Genomic DNA, 20,314 nt, shown 5'->3' with positions numbered 1-20,314 from the left:
CTTTCACTGTGTCCCGGGATCGCCGGCGGCGTCCCCGTCTTCATCGGCCCAGGCCACCGCCATGCCGTGCGGATAGCGCAGGTCCCAGCGTTCCACCGGCGCGTCGCGGCGCTCGCGCACGACGTCGGCTGCCCGTACCAGAGCATTCAGGCGAGCCGCCTCGGCGTCCCGCCCCATCAGGATCCGCCCCCCGGACTCCAGACGGATGGTCCAGTCATGGCGACGACCCTCGGCCACGCCGGCCACTTCCAGGCCGGCATCCGCCAGACGTGCCGACACCTCGAGGTAACGGCGCATCAGCACCACCTGGCGCCCGTCCTGCCCCTCCAGCGCGGGCAGGTAGTCCCACTCGGCCTGATCCACCGGCCCGAACACCCGGCCATGCCGATCGACCAGCTGGTCCTCGCCCCAGCGCGCCACCGGCACCGGTTCGCGCACCTCGACCACCAGCGTCCCCGGCCATTGCCGGCGCAGCTGCACGCCATCGATCCAGGGCTCGGCGACCAGCGAACGTTCCAGCGCCGCCAGATCGGCGGTAATGAACCCCGGCGCGTGGCGACGCGCGAGTTCACGCACCCGCTCCACGTCCGCGTAGCGCGGCTCGCCGGCGATCTCGATGCTCTCCACCGGCACCAGCGCGTCCGGCTCGAACCGGGTCGTCGCCAGCAGGACCAGCACGATCGCCGCGGCCAGCGCCATTCCGGCCAGCAGACGCAGGGCCGGGCCGGACACGCTGCGCAGCCGCGCGAAGCGCGCTGCCGGCGGGGTGCGCCGGCGATTCATCGCAGCCCTCCGCACTGGAAACTGGAGTCCAGGATGCGCAGGCACAGGGTGTCGAAATCGATCCCGGCCTCGGCCGCCGCCTTGGGCACCAGGCTGTGATCCGTCATGCCGGGCACGGTGTTGATCTCGATCAGATGGTTGTCGCCGTGCTCGTCCTGCAGGATGTCGACCCGCCCCCAGCCACAGGCCTCCAGCGCGGCAAACGCACCCAGCGCCAGTGACTGCAATTCGAGTAACGAGCTTTCATCCAGCGGCGGCGGGCAGACATACCCGGTGCGGTCCGACTCGTATTTCGCGTGGTAGTCGTAGAACCCGCCGTCGGCACGGATCTCGACCACCGGAAGCGGCTGGTTGTCGAGGATGGCCACGGTGTATTCGTGGCCCTCGATCCACTGTTCGGCGAAGATCTGCCCGGGCTGGCTGCGCGCCGCCTCCCACGCGGCCGGGAGATCGGCCGCCCGATCCACCCGGGTAATGCCCAGGCTCGAGCCCCCGCGTGCCGGCTTCACGATCAGGGGCAGCCCCAGCGCCTCGGCCACCGCATCGGGATCGAACCCCGGATTCAGCAGCCGGTAGGGTGCACTGGGCAGATTGCTCCCGGTCCACAGCCGCTTGCACGCCAGCTTGTCCATCCCCAGGGCGGAACCCAGCACGCCGGTGCCGGTGTAGGGCATGCCGGCCAGGTCCAGGCAGCCCTGCAGGGCCCCGTCCTCGCCACACTCTCCGTGCAGCGCGATGAACACGCGGTCGAAACCCTCCAGGGGGAGGTGCAGATGCCCCAGGTGCGCCCGCGTGAGATCGACCGGATGCGCATCCACGCCCTGACGTCGCAGAGCCGCCAGCACGGCGTTGCCGCTGGCCAGCGAGACCTCGCGCTCTCCGGACCAGCCGCCCATCAATACCGCCACCCGGCCATAGTCGCGGGGTTCTGCGTCGTTACGATTCATGCCGTTCCCTCGCTGTCGTCGCCCGGGTCGATGAACCGGCCCAGGATGCGTACCTCCGGCTCCAGGCGGACGCCGAACCGCTGCTCCACCGTGTTGCGCACCGTGTCGATCAGGCGCTCGATGTCTTCCGCCCGCGCCGTACCGTCGTGAGTGATGAAATTGGCATGCACCGGCGACACCTCGGCCGCGCCGGCGCGCAGGCCCTTGAGCCCGGCGGCCTCGATCAGGCGTGCGGCGTGATCGCCTTCCGGATTGCGGAATACCGATCCGCAGGAGGGCTGACCCAGCGGCTGTTTCGCCGAGCGTTCGCGCAGCAGTTCGCGGATGCGCCGGGTACCGGCCTCCGGGTCGCCCGGGCTCAGACGCAGAGTCGCCCCGGTGAACCACAGACGCTCGCGCGGATCGAGCCCCTGGACCCGGCGGTAACCGACCCGGAACGCATCCGGGCGGCGGGTTTCCAGCCGGCCTGCACGGTCGATCACCTCCACCGATTCCACCAGGGGCCAGGTCTCGCCGCCCCAGGCCCCGGCGTTCATCTGCAGGGCGCCGCCCACGGTGCCGGGGATGCCGGCGAGGAACTCCGCCCCCACCAGGCCCTCGCGGGCACAGAAGCGCGCCGCCTGGGCACAGGCCAGCCCGCCACCCAGGAACACCCGGTCGCCGTCCAGGCGTTCGCGCTCGGCCAGAACGCCCTGCAGATGCACCACCAGCCCGGCAACGCCGCCGTCGCGCACCAGGACGTTGCTGCCGAGCCCGAGGAAGGTGATCGGCAGGTCGGGCGCGAGGCGGGCGACCTGCGCCAGCAGGTTCGCGAGATCCTCGCGGTCCGCGGGGCGGAACAGCCAGTCGGCGTGCCCGCCGGCACGCCATGAGGTCAGCGGTGCCAGCGGTGCCCGCGCCTGCAGTTCGCCGCGTGGCTGCAGCTCGTGCAGATGACGCGCCGCGGCTGCGGCAGGGTCCAGCGGTGTCATGCGCCACCTCCGGTTAGCTCTTGCGGCAGCAGGGCCGCCAGGCGACCGATGTCGCCCGCCCCCTGGGCGATGATCACGTCGTCCGCCTGCAGCAGGCCCTCCAGCACGCCGGCCACGTCCGCGGCCTGTTCCACGAAAATCGGCTCGACCTGGCCACGCAGACGGATGGCCCGCGCCAGGCTGCGCCCGTCGGCGCTGGCGATCGGCGCCTCGCCTGCGGCATACACCTCCAGCAGGATCAGCACGTCGGTCTCCGACAGCGCCTCCACGAAGTCCTCGAACAGGTCGCGGGTGCGGGTGTAGCGATGCGGCTGAAACACGGTGATCCGCCGGCGACCGGGCCAGGCATCCCGCGCCGCGGCCTGGGTCGCGGCGATCTCGCGCGGGTGATGGCCGTAATCGTCGACCAGCGTCACCGACCCGGCCGGCCCCGCCCACTCGTGGACCTGGAACCGCCGCCCGATGCCCTGGAAGCGTTCGAGCGCCGTGGCGATCGCCTCGCGCGGGGCCTCCAGCTCCCAGGCCACGGCCGCCGCGGCCAGGGCATTGAGCACGTTGTGGCGCCCCGGGAGATTGAGGGTGACCGGGAACGGCTCGCCGGCCTCCGGCAGCTGCAGGCGGAAACGGGTCTGCACGCCCTCCTGGCGCACGTCCAGGGCGCGCACATCGGCGTCGGCATCGATCGCGTAGGTCAGCCGCGGGCGTTCCAGCTCCGGCATCAGCTCGCGCACCTGCGGGTCATCGGCGCACAGGATCGCCAGCCCGTAGAAGGGCAGATGGTGCAGGAACTCGAGAAAGGTCTCGTGCAGCTGGCGAAAATCATTGCCATAGGTCCCCAGGTGATCGGCATCGATGTTGGTCACGATCGCGAGCAGCGGCTGCAGATGCAGGAACGAGGCATCGCTCTCGTCGGCCTCGGCCACCAGATAGTCACCCGCCCCCAGGCTCGAGTGGCTGGCGGTGGAATTGAGTCGGCCGCCGATCACGAAGGTCGGATCCATCCCCGCCTCCGCCAGCACGCTGGCCACCAGACTGGTCGTGGTGGTCTTGCCATGGGTCCCGGCGACCGCAATCCCGAAGCGGAAACGCATCAGTTCCGCCAGCATCTCGGCACGCCGCACGATCGGGATACCGCGCTCGCGCGCCGCGGCGACCTCGGGATTGGACGGATCGATGGCCGAAGACACCACCAGCACATCGGCCTCAGCCACGTTCTCCGGCCGGTGCTCGCCGACCACGCGCACGCCCATCTCCACCAGGCGGTCGATCATCGGCGACCGCCCCAGGTCCGAACCCGAGACCCGATAACCCAGCTGATGCAGCACCTCCGCGATGCCGCTCATCCCGGAGCCGCCGATCCCCACGCAGTGGATCCGGCGGATGCGGCGCATCGCATGTTCCGGCAGGCGCGCGTGGCTCATGATCCCTCCCCCGCGGGGCCCGGCCCCGCCAGTTCCACACAGACATCGGCGAGGCGCGCGGCACTGTCGGGGCAGGCCAGCGCCCGCGCGCGTTCGGCACGGTCGCGCAGGGTCTCGCGGTCCAGCGAGCCCAGCAGCTCCGCCAGCGCCTGCGGCTCCAGCTCGGCATCGCGGAAACGCCAGGCCGCCCCGGCGTCCACCAGGGCCTGAGCATTCGCATACTGGTGATCGTCCACCGCATGCGGATAGGGCACGAAAACCGCGGCCACACCCGCGGCCGCCACCTCGGCCACGGTCAGCGCCCCGGCGCGACAGATCACCAGATCCGCCTCGGCCCAGGCCGCCTCCATGTCCGCGATGAACTCGGTGACCGTGGCTTCCACCCCGGCTTCGGCATACGCCGCGCGGGCTTCTTCCAGGGTACGCGAGCCGGCCTGGTGCAGGACCTGCGGGCGCTGCTCCGACGGCAGCAGGCCGTGCGCGGCGGGCACCGCGTGATTCAGCGAACGCGCGCCCAGGCTGCCCCCCAGGACCAGCACATTGAGCGGCCCGCTGCGTGCGGCGTAGCGCTCGCCCGGGGCGGGCAGGGCCGCGATCGCGGAGCGCACGGGATTGCCAACCCGCGTGGCGCGCACCTCGGGCGGGAACGCACCGTCGAAACCGGCGAACACGCGGTCGGCGACCTTCGCCAGCCAGCGGTTGGTCAGGCCGGCCACCGCATTCTGTTCGTGAATCACCAGGGGGCGTCCCAGGGCCGCGGCCATCAGCCCGCCGGGTCCGGCGGCAAACCCGCCGAAACCGATCACCGCCTGCGGGCGGATGCGCCGGAGCAGCACCAGGGCCGCCCACAGCGACAGCCCCAGGCGCCAGGGTGCGAAGGCCAGGCCGAACAGCCCCTTGCCGCGAATACCGGCGATCGGGAGGGTATGCAGGTCAATCCCGGCCTGCGGCACCAGGCGCGCCTCCACGCCCGCATGGGTCCCCAGCCAGACCACCTCGACCCCGCGCTCGCGCAGGGCCTCGGCCACCGCCAGCCCGGGGAAGACATGGCCGCCGGTACCGCCGGCCATGATCAGCACGCGCGGGGCCGTCATGCCGCACCTCCGCTCTGCCGGGCGGCGCGCGAACGCCGGCGAGGCACCGGGGCCGGTGCCGGGGTCCGCGCCTCGCGGGCCACCCGCAGTACCAGACCCACCGCGATCAGACTGACGATCAGCGAACTGCCGCCGTAGGACAAAAACGGCAGCGTCATCCCCTTGGTCGGCAGCAGCCCCATGTTCACGCCCATGTTCAGGGCCGCCTGCAGGCCCAGCCAGATCGCCACGCCGAAGCTCAGATGGGCACCGAAGGCATGACCGCTGCGCTGGGCCTCCAGGCCGATGCGCAGGCAGCGCCAGACCAGCCCTGCGAACAGTGCGATCAGCACCAGCACACCGAAGAAACCGAACTCCTCGGCGAACACCGCGAACAGGAAATCGTTGTGTGCCTCCGGCAGGTAGAACAGCTTCTGCACGCTGCCGCCCAGCCCCGACCCGGTCACCCCGCCGGAGCCGATCGCGATCAGCGACTGGGTCAGCTGAAAACCGCTCGCGAACGGGTCCTGCCACGGGTCCAGGAAGGCCGTCAGGCGAGCCATGCGGTAAGGCGCCGCAACCGCGGCGACCGCCATGCCCGCCGCGATCGTGCCCCCCAGCGCGAGGAACTGCGACAGGCGGGCGCCGGCGAGGAACAGCATGCCCATGCCGATCGCCAGCATGATCGCGGCCCCGCCGAAATCCGGCTGCAGCAACAGCAGGACGGTACCGGCCCCCAGCACCACCAGCGGACGCACGAACCCGGCCAGCTGCAGGCGCAGGGTGGAGTAATGGCGCACGATGTAGCCCGCCAGGTACATCACCACCAGCAACTTGGCCAGCTCGGCCACCTGCAGGTTGAACGCTCCCAGCGGAATCCAGCGGGTTGCCCCGTTGACCGTGCGTCCGACGCCGGGCAGCAGGACCACCACCAGGATCAGCAGGAACAGCGCCAGCAGCCACGGGCCGGCGCGTTCCCAGCGCGCCAGCGGCACGTTCCATGCCGCCACCGCGGCCATCGTACCCAGGGCGGCAAACAGCACCTGGCGCTGCAGAAAGTGCCAGGCATTGCCGAAATCACGCGCACCCATCTCCATGGAGGCCGAAGCGACCATCACCAGCCCCAGCGCCACCAGCGCCGCGGTCAACGCCAGCAGCGGCAGGTCCACCTCCTGCTGCAGGCGCCGGACCATTGGCGAAGTCGGCTGGCTGACCGGGGCGCTCATGCGGCCAGCTCCCGCACGGCCCGGGCGAAGGCGTCACCCCGGGCGCGATAGTCCGGATACATGTCCAGGCTGGCGCAGGCGGGCGACAGCAACACGGTGTCACCCGGCTGCGCCCATTCCGCGGCATGCGCCACCGCCGCATCCATGTCGTCGACCCGCTGCACCGGCACCACCGGGGCGAGGGCACGCGCGATCAACGGTGCGTCCTCTCCCAGCAGCACTGCGCCGCGCACCTTGCCGGCCAGCTGATCGGCCAGCGGGGCGAAATCCTGCCCCTTGGCCTGGCCACCGGCGATCAGAACCAGCGGCCCGGGCGTGCCGCGCAATGCGGCCAGGGTGGCACCGAGGTTGGTGCCCTTGGAATCGTTGATCCAGTCCACGCCGTCGACCGAGGCGATCCACTGCGAGCGATGCGGCAGCCCCGGGAAATCGGCCAGCGCCGCCAGGGCCCGCGCCCGGCGCCCGGCCGAGTCCAGCCACGGCCAGACCAGGCCCAGTGCGGCCAGGGCGTTGGCCCAGTTGTGCTGGCCACGCATGCGCAGGCGCGCGGTCTCCAGCAGGGCCTGGCCGCCACGACACAGGTGCGGTCCCTCCCCGTGGCCGCCGACACAAACGCCCCAGTCGGCGTCCGCCGCCGGCACGCCCAGACCGAAGGTCTCGCGTGCCATGCCCGGCGGTGTGGTCAGTTCCGCCACCATCGGGTCGTCACGATTGAGCAGTCCGCGCCGCGCGCCGCGGAACACCCGCTGCTTGGCGCGCAGATAGGCGGCCATGTCGGGATAGCGATCGAGGTGATCCGGCGACAGGTTGAGCACTACGGCAGCAGCGGGCGCCAGATCGTGACACCGTTCCAGCTGGAAGCTGGACAGCTCCAGCACGAACACCTCCGGGTCGCGTTCCAGCAGGTCCAGCGCCGGGGTCCCGTAGTTGCCCCCCACCGCCACCGCGTAGCCGGCCGCATCCAGCAGTTCGCCGGCCAGCGCGGTCACGGTGCTCTTGCCGTTGGAACCGGTGATCGCGATCACCGGGGCTCCGGCCTCGCGGGCAAACAGGTCGATGTCGCCGGTGACTTCGGCACCGGCCTCACTGGCGGCGGCGATCACCGGGTGTTCCAGGGCCACCCCGGGCGAGACGATCAGGCGACGCACCCCGCTCGCATCCAGGCCGTCCAGCGGGCCGACCCAACGCTCGTTCAGGATCCGCGCCAGTTCGGGATCGTCACAGGCCGGCGGCTCGCGACGGGTATCGGTGACCGCGAACGACATCCCGCGCGCGAGCAGGTAGCGCGCCACCGACTGCCCGGTGGCGCCCAGCCCGACGATCAGGTTGTCGCTTCGCACCCGTTCCATCAGCGCACCTTCAGGGTCGCCAGACCGATGAGAACGAACACCACGGTCAGGATCCAGAAACGCACGATCACGCGCGGCTCCGGCCAGCCCTTGAGTTCGAAGTGGTGATGCAGCGGCGCCATGCGGAACATTCGCCGTCCGGTCAGCTTGAACGAGGCGACCTGCAGCATGACCGAGACGGTCTCCAGCACGAACACGCCGCCCATGATCAGCAGCACGATCTCCTGGCGCGTAAGGATGGCCATCATTCCCAGCGCCGCGCCCAGGGCGAGGGCCCCGACATCGCCCATGAACACCTGCGCGGGATAGGTGTTGAACCACAGGAACCCGAGCCCCGCCCCCACCAGCGAGGCGGCGAAGATCCCCACCTCGCCGACCCCGGGCACCGCGGGAATGCCGAGATAGTCGGCGAACACCGCATGGCCCGCGGCATAGGCGAAGATGCCCAGCGCGCCGGCGACCAGAACCGCCGGCATGATGGCCAGGCCGTCGAGCCCGTCGGTCAGGTTGACCGCATTGGACGAGCCCACCACCACCAGCCACACCAGCGGGATGAACAGCCAGCCCAGACTGAACTCGATGTCCTTGAACACGGGCAGATAAAAGGTGGTTTCCACCGGATCCTGGGCAGTGAGCATGATCACCCCGGCGGCCACCAGGGCGAACAGGGTCTGCCACAGCAGCTTGGATTTCGCCGACAGCCCCTGGCTGTTGCCGTAACGCAGCTTGAGATAGTCATCCCAGCCACCGACGGCGCCGAAGGCCAGCGTGGTCAGCAGCACGATCCAGACGAAACGATTCGTCAGGTCGCTCCACAGCAGGGTGGCCACCGCCACGGCCACCAGGATCAGCGCACCGCCCATGGTGGGCGTGCCGGCCTTGCTCAGGTGCGATTCGGGGCCGTCCTCGCGGATGTTCTGGCCCACCTTGCCCAGGGTCAGACGGCGAATCACCGAGGGACCGATCAGCAGCGCGATCGCCAGCGCCGTCACCACCCCGAGGATGGCGCGCAGGGTCAGGTACTGGAAGACCGTGAACCCGGAATGGAACTGGGCGAGATATTCAGTCAGTGCGAACAGCATCCGCCGCCTCCGGATTCACGGGCTGCGCGTCCAGCGCCTCCACGATGGATTCCATGTGCTGGCTGCGCGAACCCTTGACCAGCACGGTGGTTCGCTCGTCCAGCAACCCCTGCAGCCGCGCGACCAGTGCGGCATGATCGGGGAACCACTCGCCCTGCTCGCCGAAGGCCTCGGCGGTTTCGCGGCCCAGCTCGCCGAGCGCCAGGCAGAAATCGATCCCCATTGCGCGGGCCTCCTGCCCGGTGGCCGCGTGCAGGGCCGCGGCGTCGCCGCCCAGCTCGCCCATTTCCCCCAGCACCAGGATGCGCCGACCGGGCACCGCCGCCAGCACCTCCAGGCCGGCCCGCAGGGAATCGGGGTTGGCGTTGTAGCTGTCGTCCCAGATGCGGGCACCGCCGGCGTGCTGCAGTGCCTGCAGGCGACCGGCGACCGGGCGCCAGTCGCCCAGTCCCTGCGCAATGGTGTCGATCGCGGCGCCCGCGGCATTGGCGGCGGCAGCGGCCGCCACGGCATTCGCCGCGACATGGCGGCCGGGACCGGCAAGGCGGATCTCGCGGCTGGCACCGAGGATCGTGAGGCGCAGGCGATCCGGGGCGACCCACACGCCCTCGACCTCGCCGCCCCCCTCGAGGGAGAAGCGCTGCAGATGATGGTGCTCGTTGAGCGAAAGCCAGTAGTCGGCGAACGGGTCGTCCAGATTCACCACCGCGGTTCCGCCCTGGGCCGGCAGACCCGAGTAGATCTCGGCCTTGGCGTGCGCCACGCCTTCCAGGCTGCCGAAACCTTCGAGGTGGGCATGACCGGCATTGGTGATCATGGCGACGTGCGGCTGGGTCCACGCGGCCATGCGGCCGATCTCGCCGGCGTGGTTGGCGCCCAGTTCGATCACCGCGAAGTCGGTATCCTCCGGCATCGCCAGCAGGGTCAGCGGTGTCCCGATCTCGTTGTTCAGGTTGCCTTCGCTGGCATGCACCCGCCCCATGCGCGCGAGGATCGCGCGCAGCATCTCGCGGGTGGTGGTCTTGCCGTTGGAGCCGGTCAGCGCGATCACCCGCGCGTGGCACCGCCTGCGCCAGGTCGCGGCCAGTCGCCCCAGGGCCTCGCCGGTATCGGGCACCACCACCTGGGTCTGCGGCAGGTCTTCGCGTGCGCGGCGAACCAGCAGCACCGGTGCCGGCAAGTCGGCGTGCAGATGGTCATGGGCATCAAAGTTCGGACCGCGCAGGGCGACGAACAGCCCGCCTTCGCGCGGGGTACGCGTGTCGCTGAACACGCCGGTGAATGCCGCCCCGGCGTCCCCCTGCAGGCGCCCGCCCACGGCGGTCGCCAGTTCTCCGGCCGTCATCCGGATCATCGCTCCCCCTCCCCGGAAATCCCCTCGCGCGCCAGCCGGGCGGCCAGCTCGCGATCACTGAATGGATGAAACCGGTCACCGATCTGCTGGGTGGTTTCGTGCCCCTTGCCCGCCAGCAGCACGATGTCGCCCGGCCCGGCGTCGGCGACCGCGGTACGCACCGCGGCTTCGCGATCGCCCATCTCGCGGCAGCGCGCGGGATCGTCACAGCCCTGGAGCACCGCGTGACGGATGGCCGCCGCATCCTCGTGGCGCGGATTGTCATCGGTCACGATCACCCGGTCCGCTGCACGCATGGCCACGCGCCCCATCGCCGGACGCTTGCCCCGGTCGCGTTCGCCGCCGCAGCCGAAAACCACGAACAGGCGGCCGCGCACGTGCGGACGCAACGCACTCAATGCGGCCTCCAGGGCCTGCGCGGTGTGGGCGTAATCGACCACCAGCTGGGCGCCGCCCGGCAGATCGTGACGCTCCATGCGCCCGGGGACCCCGGGCAGCTCCGCCACCGCGTCCGCGGCGGCCTCCCAGGCATGTCCGAGGGCATGCAGGGCGGCCAGAGTGGCCAGCAGGTTCTCGACCTGAAACCGTCCGTACAGCCGCGACCGCACCGGCACGCGCCGCCCGTCGGCAACGAGCACGAAGTGCAGTCCCTCCGGGCCGGCCTCGATGGCCTCGGCGCGCGCCATCGCTGCGGAAGACTCCAGACCCCAGGTGATGTCGGTGATGCTCTCGGGCACCGGACGGCGCAGGAGCTCGTGACCGAGCTCGTCATCGGCGTTGATCACCCGCGTGCTCAGTCCCGGGCGGTCGAACAGCATCGCCTTGGCCTCGGCATACGCGGCCTGGCTGCCATGGAAATCCAGATGATCCGTGCCCAGGCGGGTCAGCACCGCGACGCGCACCGGGACCCCGTCCAGACGCCCCTGGACGAGCCCGTGCGAAGAGGCCTCCAGTGCCGCGGCTTCGCAGCCTTCGCGCGCCAACCCGGCCAGATGCCGGTGGAGCTCGAGCACGCCCGGGGTCGTGTGCCCGGCCGGGCGCAGCTGCCCCGGACGGCCGACGCCCAGGGTGCCGACCAGTCCGGCCGGGGTACCCAGACGTTCGAGTGCCGCTGCAATCAGATGCGTCACCGAGGTCTTGCCATCGGTGCCGGTCACCGCGACGATCGGCGCGGCCTCCGGCCAGGCACCGAATACCCGTTGCGCCATGGCCGGCAGCAGGGCACGCAGCCCCGGGACATGAACGCCGGGCACCCCGGGCGAGCCGGCGGGAGGCCCCGCATCGGCCTCGTCCCACAGGATCACGCCGGCGCCGCGCGCCGCGGCATCCTCGGCGTGGGCCAGACCGTGCTCGCGGGTTCCCCGGAGGGCCACGAACCCGGCGCCCGGGGTCACCGCGCGGCTGTCCTGCACCAGGTCGGTCACGACCAGCGGGCCGTGGCCATCCAGGGCCTCGGGGAACTGCGCGTGCAGATCCACCCCGGCCACCCGTGGATCGGTCGCCGCGGCGGTCATGGCTGCGCCTCCTCGCCGGTGGCGAGCTGCATCGGGATCTCGGGCATCGCGTCCGGGCGCACGTTGTACATGCGCAGGGCCGAGGCGGTGACCTCGCGGAACACCGGCGCCGCGACCGCCCCGCCGTAATGCACGTCGGCGGGTTCGTCCACCACCACCGCCATGACGAACCGTGGCTCGGATGCCGGGACCAGACCGACGAAACTGGAGTAGTAACGGTCCTCGGCATAACCGCCGCGCACCGCCTTGCGCGCGGTGCCGGTCTTGCCGGCGACCCGATATCCGTCGATCACGGCCTGGCGCGCGGTGCCCTCGCTGCCCACGGTATGTTCCATCATCGCGCGCAGCCGTCCGGCGGTGTCCGCGCTCATCACCCGTTGCGGCTCGCGGGCATCATCGGCGGTCTCGACCAGGCGTACCGGCAGGCGACGTCCGTCATTGGCGAAGGCCGTATAACCGGCAGCCAGCTGCAGCGGCGTGACCGCGAGCCCGTAACCGTAGCCGAGCGTGGCCTGCTCGACCTCGCGCCAGGCGGTGAAGTCGCGCAGGGTGCCACGCGCCTCTCCCGGGAAATGCAGGCCGGTTGCCTGCCCGAACCCGGCGCGGTGCAGCGTCTGCCAGAAATCGGCCGGATCGGTGTCCAGTGCAAGACGCGTTGCGCCCACGTTGGAGGACCGCGCGATCAGCGTGGTGAGGTCGATGGTGCCGTAGTCGCGCAGATCACGGACCGTCAGATGCCCCACCTGCATCGTGCCGGGCGCGGTGTCCAGGGTCACGTGAGGGTCGACCGCATCGGCATCCAGGGCCGCCGCGACGGTAAACGGCTTTATGACCGAGCCGGGTTCGAACGCGTCCACGACCGCCCGGTTGCGAGCGCGATCGGAGCGGATCGAACTGCGATTGTTGGGGTTGAAACCGGGCTGATTGACCATTGCGAGGATGTCGCCGCTGCGCGCATCCAGCAGCACGGCCGATCCGCCGCGCGCGTCGTGGCGCTGCACCGCGGCCTTGAGTTCGCGGTAGGCCAGGAACTGCAGCCGTGCGTCCAGCGTCAGCCGCAGGGGGTTGCCTTCGCGCGCCGGACGGATGCTGGCGACGTCGCGGATGGTACGACCATGCCGGTCGCGCAGTACCCGCTTGGCGCCCGGCTGCCCGGAGAGCCAGTAGTCGAACGCGAGCTCGACCCCTTCCTGGCCCTGGTCGTCGATGTCGGTGTAACCCAGCACATGCGCGACCGCCTCACCATGCGGATAGTAACGGCGAAACTCGCGCGTCAGGGACACCCCGGGGACGCGCAGGGAGGCCACCGCTTCGGCCGGGGCCGGCAGCATGTGCCGACGCAGATAGACGAACTCGCGGTCAGCGCGATTTTCGATGCGCTCCGCCAGGGTCTCGCGGTCCATGTCCAGGGCCGCGGCCAGCTCGCCCCAGCGTTCGCGCGCCTCCAGCAGCGCCCCCGGATGCGCCCACGCGGTCTGCACCGGTGCCGAGATCGCCAGCGGTTCGCCGTGGCGATCGGTAATCGCACCGCGGTGGGCGGTCTCGGTCAGCGTGCGCACCTGGCGCGCCTCGCCCTGGGCGGACAGGAACTCGCTCTTGAACATCTGCAGATCGGCGGCGCGCAACACCAGCGCGATCAGCATCAGGACCAGCAGGACCACCAGCGCCCGCAGACGGCCCATCGAGATTTCGCGTTTCAGCGCGCCCATGCGTCCCTCCCGATCACCACGAGGCGATCCGCATCGGGGCGCAACATGCCCAGCTCCTCGCGTGCATGACGCTCGATACGCCCGGGCGTCGCCCAGGTGGACTGCTCGATCTGCAGCCGGGTCCATTCCAGGTTGAGCCGGTCGCGCTCGGCCAGCACCGCCTGCTGCTCAACGAACGCCTGACGCGCCTCGTGGCGCGCCACCACAACGCCAATCGCCGACGCAAACGCGCCCACCGACAGCGCGACGATCGCGAGCCCGCGCCAGACCATCAGTTGCGCTCCGCCACGCGCAGCACGGCCGAGCGTGCCCGCGGATTGCGTTGCTGTTCCCCGGCATCCGCCCGCACCGGCTTGCCCAGCGGGCGCAACGGACGCGGCGCCGCCTCCGGCATGACCGGCAGCCCGCGCGGGATGCGCGGCGCATCGTCACGGTCCCCGCGGAAGGCCCGCTTGACCATGCGGTCCTCCAGCGAGTGGAAGGCAATCACCACCAGGCGCGCCCCGAACGGCAGGACCTCGGGAATGGTTTCCAGCCACGTCTCCAGCTCGCGCAGCTCGGCGTTCACGTGAATGCGCAGGGCCTGGAAGGTGCGCGTCGCGGGGTGCTTGCCGGGCTCGCGGCGCGGCACCGCGGCACGCACCAGTTCCGCCAGGCGCGCCGTGCGGGTAATCGGACCTTCGGCACGGGCGCGCACGATCGCGCGGGCGATGCGCCGCGAGAAACGCTCCTCGCCGTACTGATAGATCACGTCCGCGATCTCCTTTTCCTCGGCACGCGCCAGCCAGTCGGCCGCGCTTTCGCCGGACGACGGGTCCATGCGCATGTCCAGCGGGCCGTCATGCTGGAAACTGAAACCGCGCGCGGCATCGTCCAGCTGCGGCGATGACACCCCGAGATCGAGGAACACGCCATCCGGCCGGCGATCCGGGTAGCGCTGCCGCAGCACCTCGGCCATGGACGAGAACGGCGCGGACTCGAACGCGAAACGCGGATCCCCCAGAAACGAAGAGGCGGCCTCGGCCGCCTCGGGATCCCGGTCCATCGCCAGCAGGCGACCGTCCGGCCCCAGACGGTCAAGCAAGGCGCGGCTGTGCCCGCCCCTTCCGAAGGTACCGTCCACGTAGAAACCGTCAGCGCGCACCGCCAGCCCCTCGAGCACGGCGTCCAGCAGGACCGGGACATGGGCCTGTTGCGGTTCCTGCATCACAGCGAGATCGACTCGAGTTCTTCGGTATCGATGCCATCCTCGAACATCTCCTCGCAGCGCTGATCCCAGGTCGCCTGATCCCAGATCTCGAACTTCTTGCCCTGACCCAGCAGGGCGACCTGCTTGTCCATGCCGGCAAACTTGCGCAGCGGCTGCGGCAGCAACAGGCGCCCGTTGCCGTCAAGCTCGCAGTCGGAGGCATGCCCGACCAGCAGGCGCTGCAGGCGGACCACGGCCGGCTTCAGGTTGGGGCGCGACATCAGGTTCTGCTCGACCCGCTCCCATTCCGGGCGCGGATACACCAGAAGACAGCGATCCGGGTGAACCGTAACCACCAGCTGGCCGTCGCAGGACGCCACGAGCTCATCGCGATAACGCGCCGGCATGGCCAGGCGTCCTTTCGCATCCAGATTGAGCTGACTGACGCCTCGAAACATGGCCGCTGGCGGTGGAATCCCACCTTCTCCCACTTTTCCCCACTTGAATCCACTATAGGTACACCCCTGTTGAGGGTCAAGGAAAAACGGGCTTGCACGAGAAAAATAAGCCTTGCATCACAGAGACTTACGAGACGCGGTCAATGCGACGGGAGAGAACCGGAACGGACCGTTGGAAACCAGGAGCCTGGCGATCACTCTTGAGAAATTACTTGATGATTTCGCGAACACCCGGCCGGGGCGCGCGAGACACGCGGGGACAATGGTGGGGAAAAGTGGGAGCCGGCCTGTAAGCCGGGTTCTGTCGAGAACGATCATTCATCTGGGACGTCCGTCACCGGACGCCTCAAGCAGCCTACCCGGGTGCGATGCGGGCCACACCATGCACCCCTATTTGGCCTTGCTCCGGACGGGGTTTACCTTGCCACGGACTGTTACCAGCCGTGCGGTGCGCTCTTACCGCACCATTTCACCCTTGCCTGTGCCCGAACGAGCCGGGCCATCGGCGGTATGTTTTCTGCTGCACTTTCCGTCGGCTCGCGCCGCCCAGGTGTTACCTGGCGTCCTGCCCTGCGGAGCCCGGACTTTCCTCCACGCCACGCGGGCGCAGCGACCGCCCGGCCGACTCCCGTTCCCCTTTTACCCGCGCCCTGCTCCGGATGCAAGGATATCCGGGGCAGTCAGGCGGGATCATCGCCCTCTTCGCGGTCCGCCTGCTGCAGCTCCAGCGCGCGGGCGTAGAGCCGGTTGCGCGGCAGCCCGGTGGCATCCGCCAGCAGGCGCGCGGCCCGCTTGACCGGAAGCTCGGCGACCAGGCCGGCCAGCAGCCGTTCATGTTCGCCCGACAGCGCGTCGCCGTCTGCGTCGACGGCCGGCGCCGGGGCCAGCACCAGCACGAATTCCCCGCGCGTGCGCCAGGCATCCGCCTCCAGCCATTCGGGCAGGCGGCCGGCCGGACCGTAATAATGTTCCTCGTATTGCTTGGTCAGCTCGCGCCCAAGGAACACGGAGCGGTCCGGCGCCTGCGCGGCCAGCTCCCGGGCCGCCGCAAGGATGCGATGCGCGGACTCGAACACGATGCCGGTCTGCGGACGCGCCAGCAGTTCGGCCAGGCGTCTTTCGCGCGCACCGGCGGCGTGCGGCAGGAAGCCGTCAAAACAGAACCGGTCGCTCGGCATCCCCGAGACCGCCAGCGCGGCCAGGGGGGCGCTCGGGCCGGGCACCGCGCGCAGGGCATGGCCGGCTTCGCGGGCCCCGCGGACCAGGCGAAACCCGGGGTCCGACACCAGCGGGGTGCCCGCATCCGAGATCAGCGCCACATCTTCGCCCGCGGCCAGCTGTGCGAGCAGCCCCGCGACGCGCTGTTCTTCGTTGTGTTCGTGCAGACTGACCAGCGGCGTGTCGATGCCCAGCGGCGCCAGCAGCGCGCGGCTGTGACGCGTATCCTCCGCCGCGATGCGCGAGACATGCGACAATACATCCCGGGCGCGCTGCCCCAGATCGGCCCGGTTGCCGATCGGGGTGGCCACCACCCACAGGGTTCCGCCCTGCGTTGACACTGTTTCGCGCGCTTCCAATACTGACTCCTTATCGCCAATCCGATGTCTGCCGTGAACCGACTCCCGCTCCCCCTCCGCCCGCTACACCGCTCCGTGCCGGGCCCGGGCCTGACGCGCCCGCTCATGGTACTGCTGGCGGCCGGCCTGATGGCCGCCTGCGCTGCGCCGCAACCGGATCCCGCGCCGACACCGGACCCGGACCCCGAAATCCCGGCCGAGATCGAGCTGGCCCCGGAGCCGCTGGCCGAGCATCGGCTCGAGCGGATCGAGGCGTTGCCGGACGAGCAGGCCGAGGCGGAGGAATTGCGGGCCGCGGTCGACGCGGTGCTGGCACTGGACCCGGTCCCGGAACCGTTGCTGGAACGCGCGGAGGCGGCCTGGAACCGCCTGCCCGACGCGGAGCCACGCCCGCTTGCCGACCGCGTGCGCGGCGGCTGGCTGGCCTGGCACCGCGGGGAGGCCGACCTCGCGGCCGAGCGCCTGGGGGCCGACGATCCGGACGATCCGACACGCACCCCGGAATTCCATCGGCGCGGGATGGAGCTGCATGCCCGGCTGCTGGAATGGGAACAGCAATGGTATCAGGCCCTGAATGTGCGATTTCGGCTGGATTCGCTGCTGACCCTGGAACCCGATCTGCAGACCGCCAACCATGAGCGGATCTGGGGCCTCATGGCCGCCCTGCGCCCGACCCAGCGGGAACGACTCGGGCGCGAGGACATCGTCGGGGCCGATGGCTGGCACCAACTGTTCCGGGGACTTGGCCGGGCAGACGATGCCGCCGCAGCGGAAACGTTTGCCCAACGCTGGCAGCAAGCCTTCCCCCGGCATCCCGCGAACAGCCATCTCCCGGAGCTGCTCGCGGCGTCGCCCGCCAGCGCGGACCCGGCCGGAGATACGGTGGTCCTGCTGCCAATGTCGGGCAATCTGGCCGGCCTTGGAGAGGCGGTTCTCGACGGCATCACCCGGGCGCATTATGCCGACGGCCAGGGGCAGCTGCGGGTGCGCGATACCCGGGGCGATCCACGCCAGGCCGTTGCCCTTTACCGGGATGCAGTCCTCGAAGGTGCCGATCACATTATCGGCCCGCTGCAGCGCGATGCCGTCGCCGCGGTGGCCGACCTCGAGGAGCATCGCCCCGGCGTGCTCCTCAACCGCACTGCCAACCCGCTGCCGCGCGCTGTGACCGCACTGGCGCTGGATCCCGAGGCCGACGCCCGTGCCGTTGCCGACCGCGCGGCTCGCACCGGCTGGGGCGCCGGCCTCGGCATCATCGCCGAGGGGGCCTTCGGTGATCGCCTGGCGTCCGCATGGTCACTGGCCGCCGAGGAACACGGGGAACCACCGCGGGAGGTGGCGCGGGTGGACACTCGCGCCGGGGACCTCAACGACCGCATCGCCGCCCACGTCGGGATTGATCGCAGTCGCGAGCGCATTGCGTCGGTGTCCCGGCGCCTCGGACTCGGTCTTGAAGGCGACCCGCAGATTCGCGCCGATGTCGGTTACATCTTCGTCGCGGGGAGCGCTGCCGACGTACGCCGCATCGCGCCGCATCTGCATTTCCACCAGGCGTCGCGCCTGCCGATGATGTCCACGCCACACGTCTATCCGGGCCGCCCCGACGCCTCGCGCGACCGCGATCTCAACGGGATCGCCTTCCCGGATGCGCCCGGCCTGTTCACTGAAATCGCCGCGCTGGGGAACACCGGAGCCGAGCCGCTGCGGGAACAATCCGGACTGCCGCGCTTCTATGCCCTCGGCATGGACGCCCGGCGCCTGGCCGTGCGCGCCGATACAAGCTACGCGGCCCCGCATACGACGCTCGTCGGTACCGCCGGCGAGTGGCAACTCAACCCGTTGACCGGTGACTGGCAGCGGACGCCGGCCTGGGCGCGGTTCGTCCGTGGTGAACCCCGGCGGCTGGATGCCGGAACTCCCTCGGACTGATGTTTCGTCCGGGAGAATCCGGCCAGCAGGCCGAACAACGCGCCGCGCGCTATCTCCAGGATCGCGGGCTGCGGCTGGTCGCCAGCAATGTCCGGCGTCCCTGGGGCGAGCTGGATCTGATTCTGCGCGAAGGGGACACCGTGGTCTTCGTCGAGGTCCGCATGCGTAGTAATCAGGACTACGGAGGCGGGCTCGAGAGCGTCGACCGGCGCAAACGCCGCAAACTGGTGCGCATGGCGGAAACCTGGATGCTGGAGGAAGACTGGAACGGCCCGGCTCGCTTCGACGTTGTGGCGCTGGACGGTGATGGCGGCGTGGAATGGATCGTGGACGCGATCCGGGCGGACGACTCATGAGCGATCTGGCGCGCGAGATCGAACGCCTGCTGCCGCCGGAGGACCGCCTGCTGGACCCGGCGGACTGCTGGGCCTATGGCGCCGACAATTCGCGGCTGCACGCCCCGCCCGAAGCCGTGGCGTTCGCCCGCGACAGTCAGACCGTCGTCGAACTCGTCCGCCTGTGCCGGCGCCTCGGGGCGCCGCTGGTGGCGCGCGGCCGGGGCACGGGGACGACCGGTGCAGCGGTTCCCGACCGCGGCGGGCTGGTGCTGTCCCTGGAGCGCATGAACCGCATCGTGGATGTGGATCCCGCGAATCGCTGGCTGGTTGCCGAACCCGGGGTCACCAACGCCGAGATTCAGGCCGCGGCAGGCGAACACGGTTTCTTCTGGCCGCCCGACCCGACCAGCGCCGCGTATTGCACCCTGGGAGGGAATCTCGCCTACAACTCGGCCGGGCCGCACGCGGTGAAGTACGGAACGCCGCGCGACAATACGCTTGGTCTGGAGGCCGTCGCGGGCACCGGGGAATACTTTCGCACCGGCGTACGCACCACCAAGGGTGTGGTCGGCTACGACCTCACCCGCCTGCTGATCGGCTCGGAGGGAACTCTGGGGATCATCACCCAGGCGACCCTCAAGCTGACACCCCGTCCGGAGTGCACCCGCCTGCTGCAGGCGGTCTACCCGAGTATCGATGCGGCGGCCCGGGCAGTCGCAAGACTGATGGCGCGCGCGGAGTCGCCTTCGGCGCTGGAGTTCATGGATCGCTCGGCGATCGGGATGATCCGCGGGTATGGCGGGGTGGAACTGCCGGAAGACGCCGGGGCCATCCTGATGATCGAGTCCGACGGTCCCGCCGAGATCATCGAGACCCGGACCGACGGGATCCGCGGGGCGGCCGCCGAAGGGGCCCTGAGCGTGGATGTCGCGGACACACCGGAGGCGATGGAGCGTCTCTGGCAGGTACGCAAGGCCCTGTCACCGGCGCTGCGGACCATTGCCCCGAAGAAGATCAACGAAGATGTCGTGGTGCCGGTATCGCGGATCCCCGCCCTGATCGGCGGCCTCGAGGAACTGGCCGAGCGGCATGCCATCCGCATCGTCAACTTCGGCCACGCCGGCAACGGCAACATCCACGTGAACCTGCTGGTCAATCCGGACGACCCGGAAGAGATGCAACGGGCCGAAGTGTGTCTGGATGAAGTGTTCCGCCTCGTCCTGTCGCTCGACGGCAGCCTGTCGGGGGAACATGGCGTAGGACTGGTCAAGCGACCGTTCGTGGATCGCGAACTGGATCCGGCCGCACTGACGCTGATGGAAGGGGTGCGGGCGGTGTTCGATCCGGACGGGATCCTCAATCCGGGGAAGGCGCCGCCCGCGCCGTGACGCGCG

Annotated in this window: 18 protein-coding genes and 1 other RNA gene; 3 read left to right on the top strand and 16 right to left on the bottom strand. The window is 70.4% G+C overall.

Annotation, left to right across the window (positions count from 1 at the left end; all coding sequences use genetic code 11):
• Nucleotides 1-3 precede the first annotated feature (3 nt).
• The 16 genes from F788_RS0102360 to rsmI all read right to left on the bottom strand — a co-directional run bounded on the left by F788_RS0102360 (nucleotide 4) and on the right by rsmI (nucleotide 16,653).
• Entirely contained in the window at nucleotides 4-783 is a 780-nt protein-coding gene (locus tag F788_RS0102360) for a cell division protein FtsQ/DivIB (RefSeq protein WP_019589144.1), read from the bottom strand.
• Nucleotides 780-1,730, bottom strand: a complete 951-nt coding sequence (locus F788_RS0102355) for a D-alanine--D-alanine ligase (protein ID WP_019589143.1) — start codon at nucleotides 1,728-1,730, stop codon at nucleotides 780-782. Before F788_RS0102355 ends, F788_RS0102360 begins: the two co-directional genes overlap by 4 nt.
• Nucleotides 1,727-2,701, bottom strand: coding sequence for a UDP-N-acetylmuramate dehydrogenase (gene murB, locus F788_RS0102350; protein ID WP_019589142.1), 975 nt, complete (start codon nucleotides 2,699-2,701; stop codon nucleotides 1,727-1,729). Before murB ends, F788_RS0102355 begins: the two co-directional genes overlap by 4 nt.
• Nucleotides 2,698-4,122, bottom strand: a complete 1,425-nt coding sequence (gene murC, locus F788_RS0102345) for a UDP-N-acetylmuramate--L-alanine ligase (protein WP_019589141.1) — start codon at nucleotides 4,120-4,122, stop codon at nucleotides 2,698-2,700. Before murC ends, murB begins: the two co-directional genes overlap by 4 nt.
• The gene (gene murG, locus F788_RS0102340) at nucleotides 4,119-5,216 is read right to left on the bottom strand and encodes an undecaprenyldiphospho-muramoylpentapeptide beta-N-acetylglucosaminyltransferase (protein WP_019589140.1); all 1,098 of its coding nucleotides are present in this window, start codon (nucleotides 5,214-5,216) and stop codon (nucleotides 4,119-4,121) included. The genes murC and murG overlap by 4 nt, the downstream gene beginning before the upstream one ends.
• Nucleotides 5,213-6,421 carry a putative lipid II flippase FtsW gene (gene ftsW, locus F788_RS0102335; RefSeq protein ID WP_026332678.1) on the bottom strand — a complete coding sequence of 403 codons (1,209 nt, stop codon included), beginning with the start codon at nucleotides 6,419-6,421 and terminating at the stop codon, nucleotides 5,213-5,215. The genes murG and ftsW overlap by 4 nt, the downstream gene beginning before the upstream one ends.
• Nucleotides 6,418-7,770, bottom strand: a complete 1,353-nt coding sequence (gene murD, locus F788_RS0102330; RefSeq protein ID WP_019589138.1) for a UDP-N-acetylmuramoyl-L-alanine--D-glutamate ligase — start codon at nucleotides 7,768-7,770, stop codon at nucleotides 6,418-6,420. Before murD ends, ftsW begins: the two co-directional genes overlap by 4 nt.
• On the bottom strand, nucleotides 7,770-8,852 hold the full coding sequence (mraY, locus tag F788_RS0102325; RefSeq protein ID WP_019021431.1) for a phospho-N-acetylmuramoyl-pentapeptide-transferase: 1,083 nt from the start codon (nucleotides 8,850-8,852) through the stop codon (nucleotides 7,770-7,772). Before mraY ends, murD begins: the two co-directional genes overlap by 1 nt.
• Nucleotides 8,833-10,206: a UDP-N-acetylmuramoyl-tripeptide--D-alanyl-D-alanine ligase gene (gene murF / locus F788_RS0102320; protein WP_019589136.1), complete on the bottom strand. Its 1,374-nt coding sequence runs from the start codon at nucleotides 10,204-10,206 to the stop codon at nucleotides 8,833-8,835. Before murF ends, mraY begins: the two co-directional genes overlap by 20 nt.
• The gene (locus F788_RS0102315; RefSeq protein ID WP_019589135.1) at nucleotides 10,203-11,720 is read right to left on the bottom strand and encodes a UDP-N-acetylmuramoyl-L-alanyl-D-glutamate--2,6-diaminopimelate ligase; all 1,518 of its coding nucleotides are present in this window, start codon (nucleotides 11,718-11,720) and stop codon (nucleotides 10,203-10,205) included. The genes murF and F788_RS0102315 overlap by 4 nt, the downstream gene beginning before the upstream one ends.
• On the bottom strand, nucleotides 11,717-13,429 hold the full coding sequence (locus F788_RS0102310; protein ID WP_019589134.1) for a penicillin-binding protein 2: 1,713 nt from the start codon (nucleotides 13,427-13,429) through the stop codon (nucleotides 11,717-11,719). Before F788_RS0102310 ends, F788_RS0102315 begins: the two co-directional genes overlap by 4 nt.
• Entirely contained in the window at nucleotides 13,417-13,701 is a 285-nt protein-coding gene (ftsL, locus tag F788_RS0102305; RefSeq protein WP_018869867.1) for a cell division protein FtsL, read from the bottom strand. The genes F788_RS0102310 and ftsL overlap by 13 nt, the downstream gene beginning before the upstream one ends.
• Nucleotides 13,701-14,636: a 16S rRNA (cytosine(1402)-N(4))-methyltransferase RsmH gene (rsmH, locus tag F788_RS0102300; RefSeq protein ID WP_019589133.1), complete on the bottom strand. Its 936-nt coding sequence runs from the start codon at nucleotides 14,634-14,636 to the stop codon at nucleotides 13,701-13,703. The genes ftsL and rsmH overlap by 1 nt, the downstream gene beginning before the upstream one ends.
• The gene (mraZ, locus tag F788_RS0102295) at nucleotides 14,636-15,076 is read right to left on the bottom strand and encodes a division/cell wall cluster transcriptional repressor MraZ (protein ID WP_019021436.1); all 441 of its coding nucleotides are present in this window, start codon (nucleotides 15,074-15,076) and stop codon (nucleotides 14,636-14,638) included. Before mraZ ends, rsmH begins: the two co-directional genes overlap by 1 nt.
• Before the next feature lie 274 nt (nucleotides 15,077-15,350).
• An RNA gene (gene rnpB / locus F788_RS13520) (RNase P RNA component class A) lies at nucleotides 15,351-15,705 on the bottom strand.
• Between the two features lie 51 nt (nucleotides 15,706-15,756).
• Nucleotides 15,757-16,653 (bottom strand): 16S rRNA (cytidine(1402)-2'-O)-methyltransferase, encoded by an 897-nt coding sequence (rsmI, locus tag F788_RS0102290; RefSeq protein ID WP_019570419.1) that lies wholly within the window; start codon nucleotides 16,651-16,653, stop codon nucleotides 15,757-15,759.
• A gap of 105 nt (nucleotides 16,654-16,758) precedes the next feature.
• Between rsmI and F788_RS0102285 the strand changes: the two genes are divergently transcribed.
• From F788_RS0102285 to F788_RS0102275, 3 genes are read left to right on the top strand one after another with little or no spacing between them, the layout of a single operon-like run.
• Nucleotides 16,759-18,582: a penicillin-binding protein activator gene (locus tag F788_RS0102285; protein WP_019589132.1), complete on the top strand. Its 1,824-nt coding sequence runs from the start codon at nucleotides 16,759-16,761 to the stop codon at nucleotides 18,580-18,582.
• Nucleotides 18,582-18,938, top strand: a complete 357-nt coding sequence (locus F788_RS0102280; protein ID WP_019570421.1) for a YraN family protein — start codon at nucleotides 18,582-18,584, stop codon at nucleotides 18,936-18,938. The genes F788_RS0102285 and F788_RS0102280 overlap by 1 nt, the downstream gene beginning before the upstream one ends.
• Complete coding sequence (locus F788_RS0102275; RefSeq protein ID WP_019589131.1) at nucleotides 18,935-20,308, top strand: FAD-binding oxidoreductase; 1,374 nt, start codon at nucleotides 18,935-18,937, stop codon at nucleotides 20,306-20,308. The genes F788_RS0102280 and F788_RS0102275 overlap by 4 nt, the downstream gene beginning before the upstream one ends.
• The last annotated feature ends 6 nt before the right edge of the window (nucleotides 20,309-20,314 follow it).

This window comes from Thioalkalivibrio sp. ALE10 (assembly GCF_000381385.1).
Taxonomy (GTDB): domain Bacteria; phylum Pseudomonadota; class Gammaproteobacteria; order Ectothiorhodospirales; family Ectothiorhodospiraceae; genus Thioalkalivibrio.
Note: the sequence above shows the minus strand (reverse complement) of the source record. Positions and strands in the feature narration are given on the sequence as shown.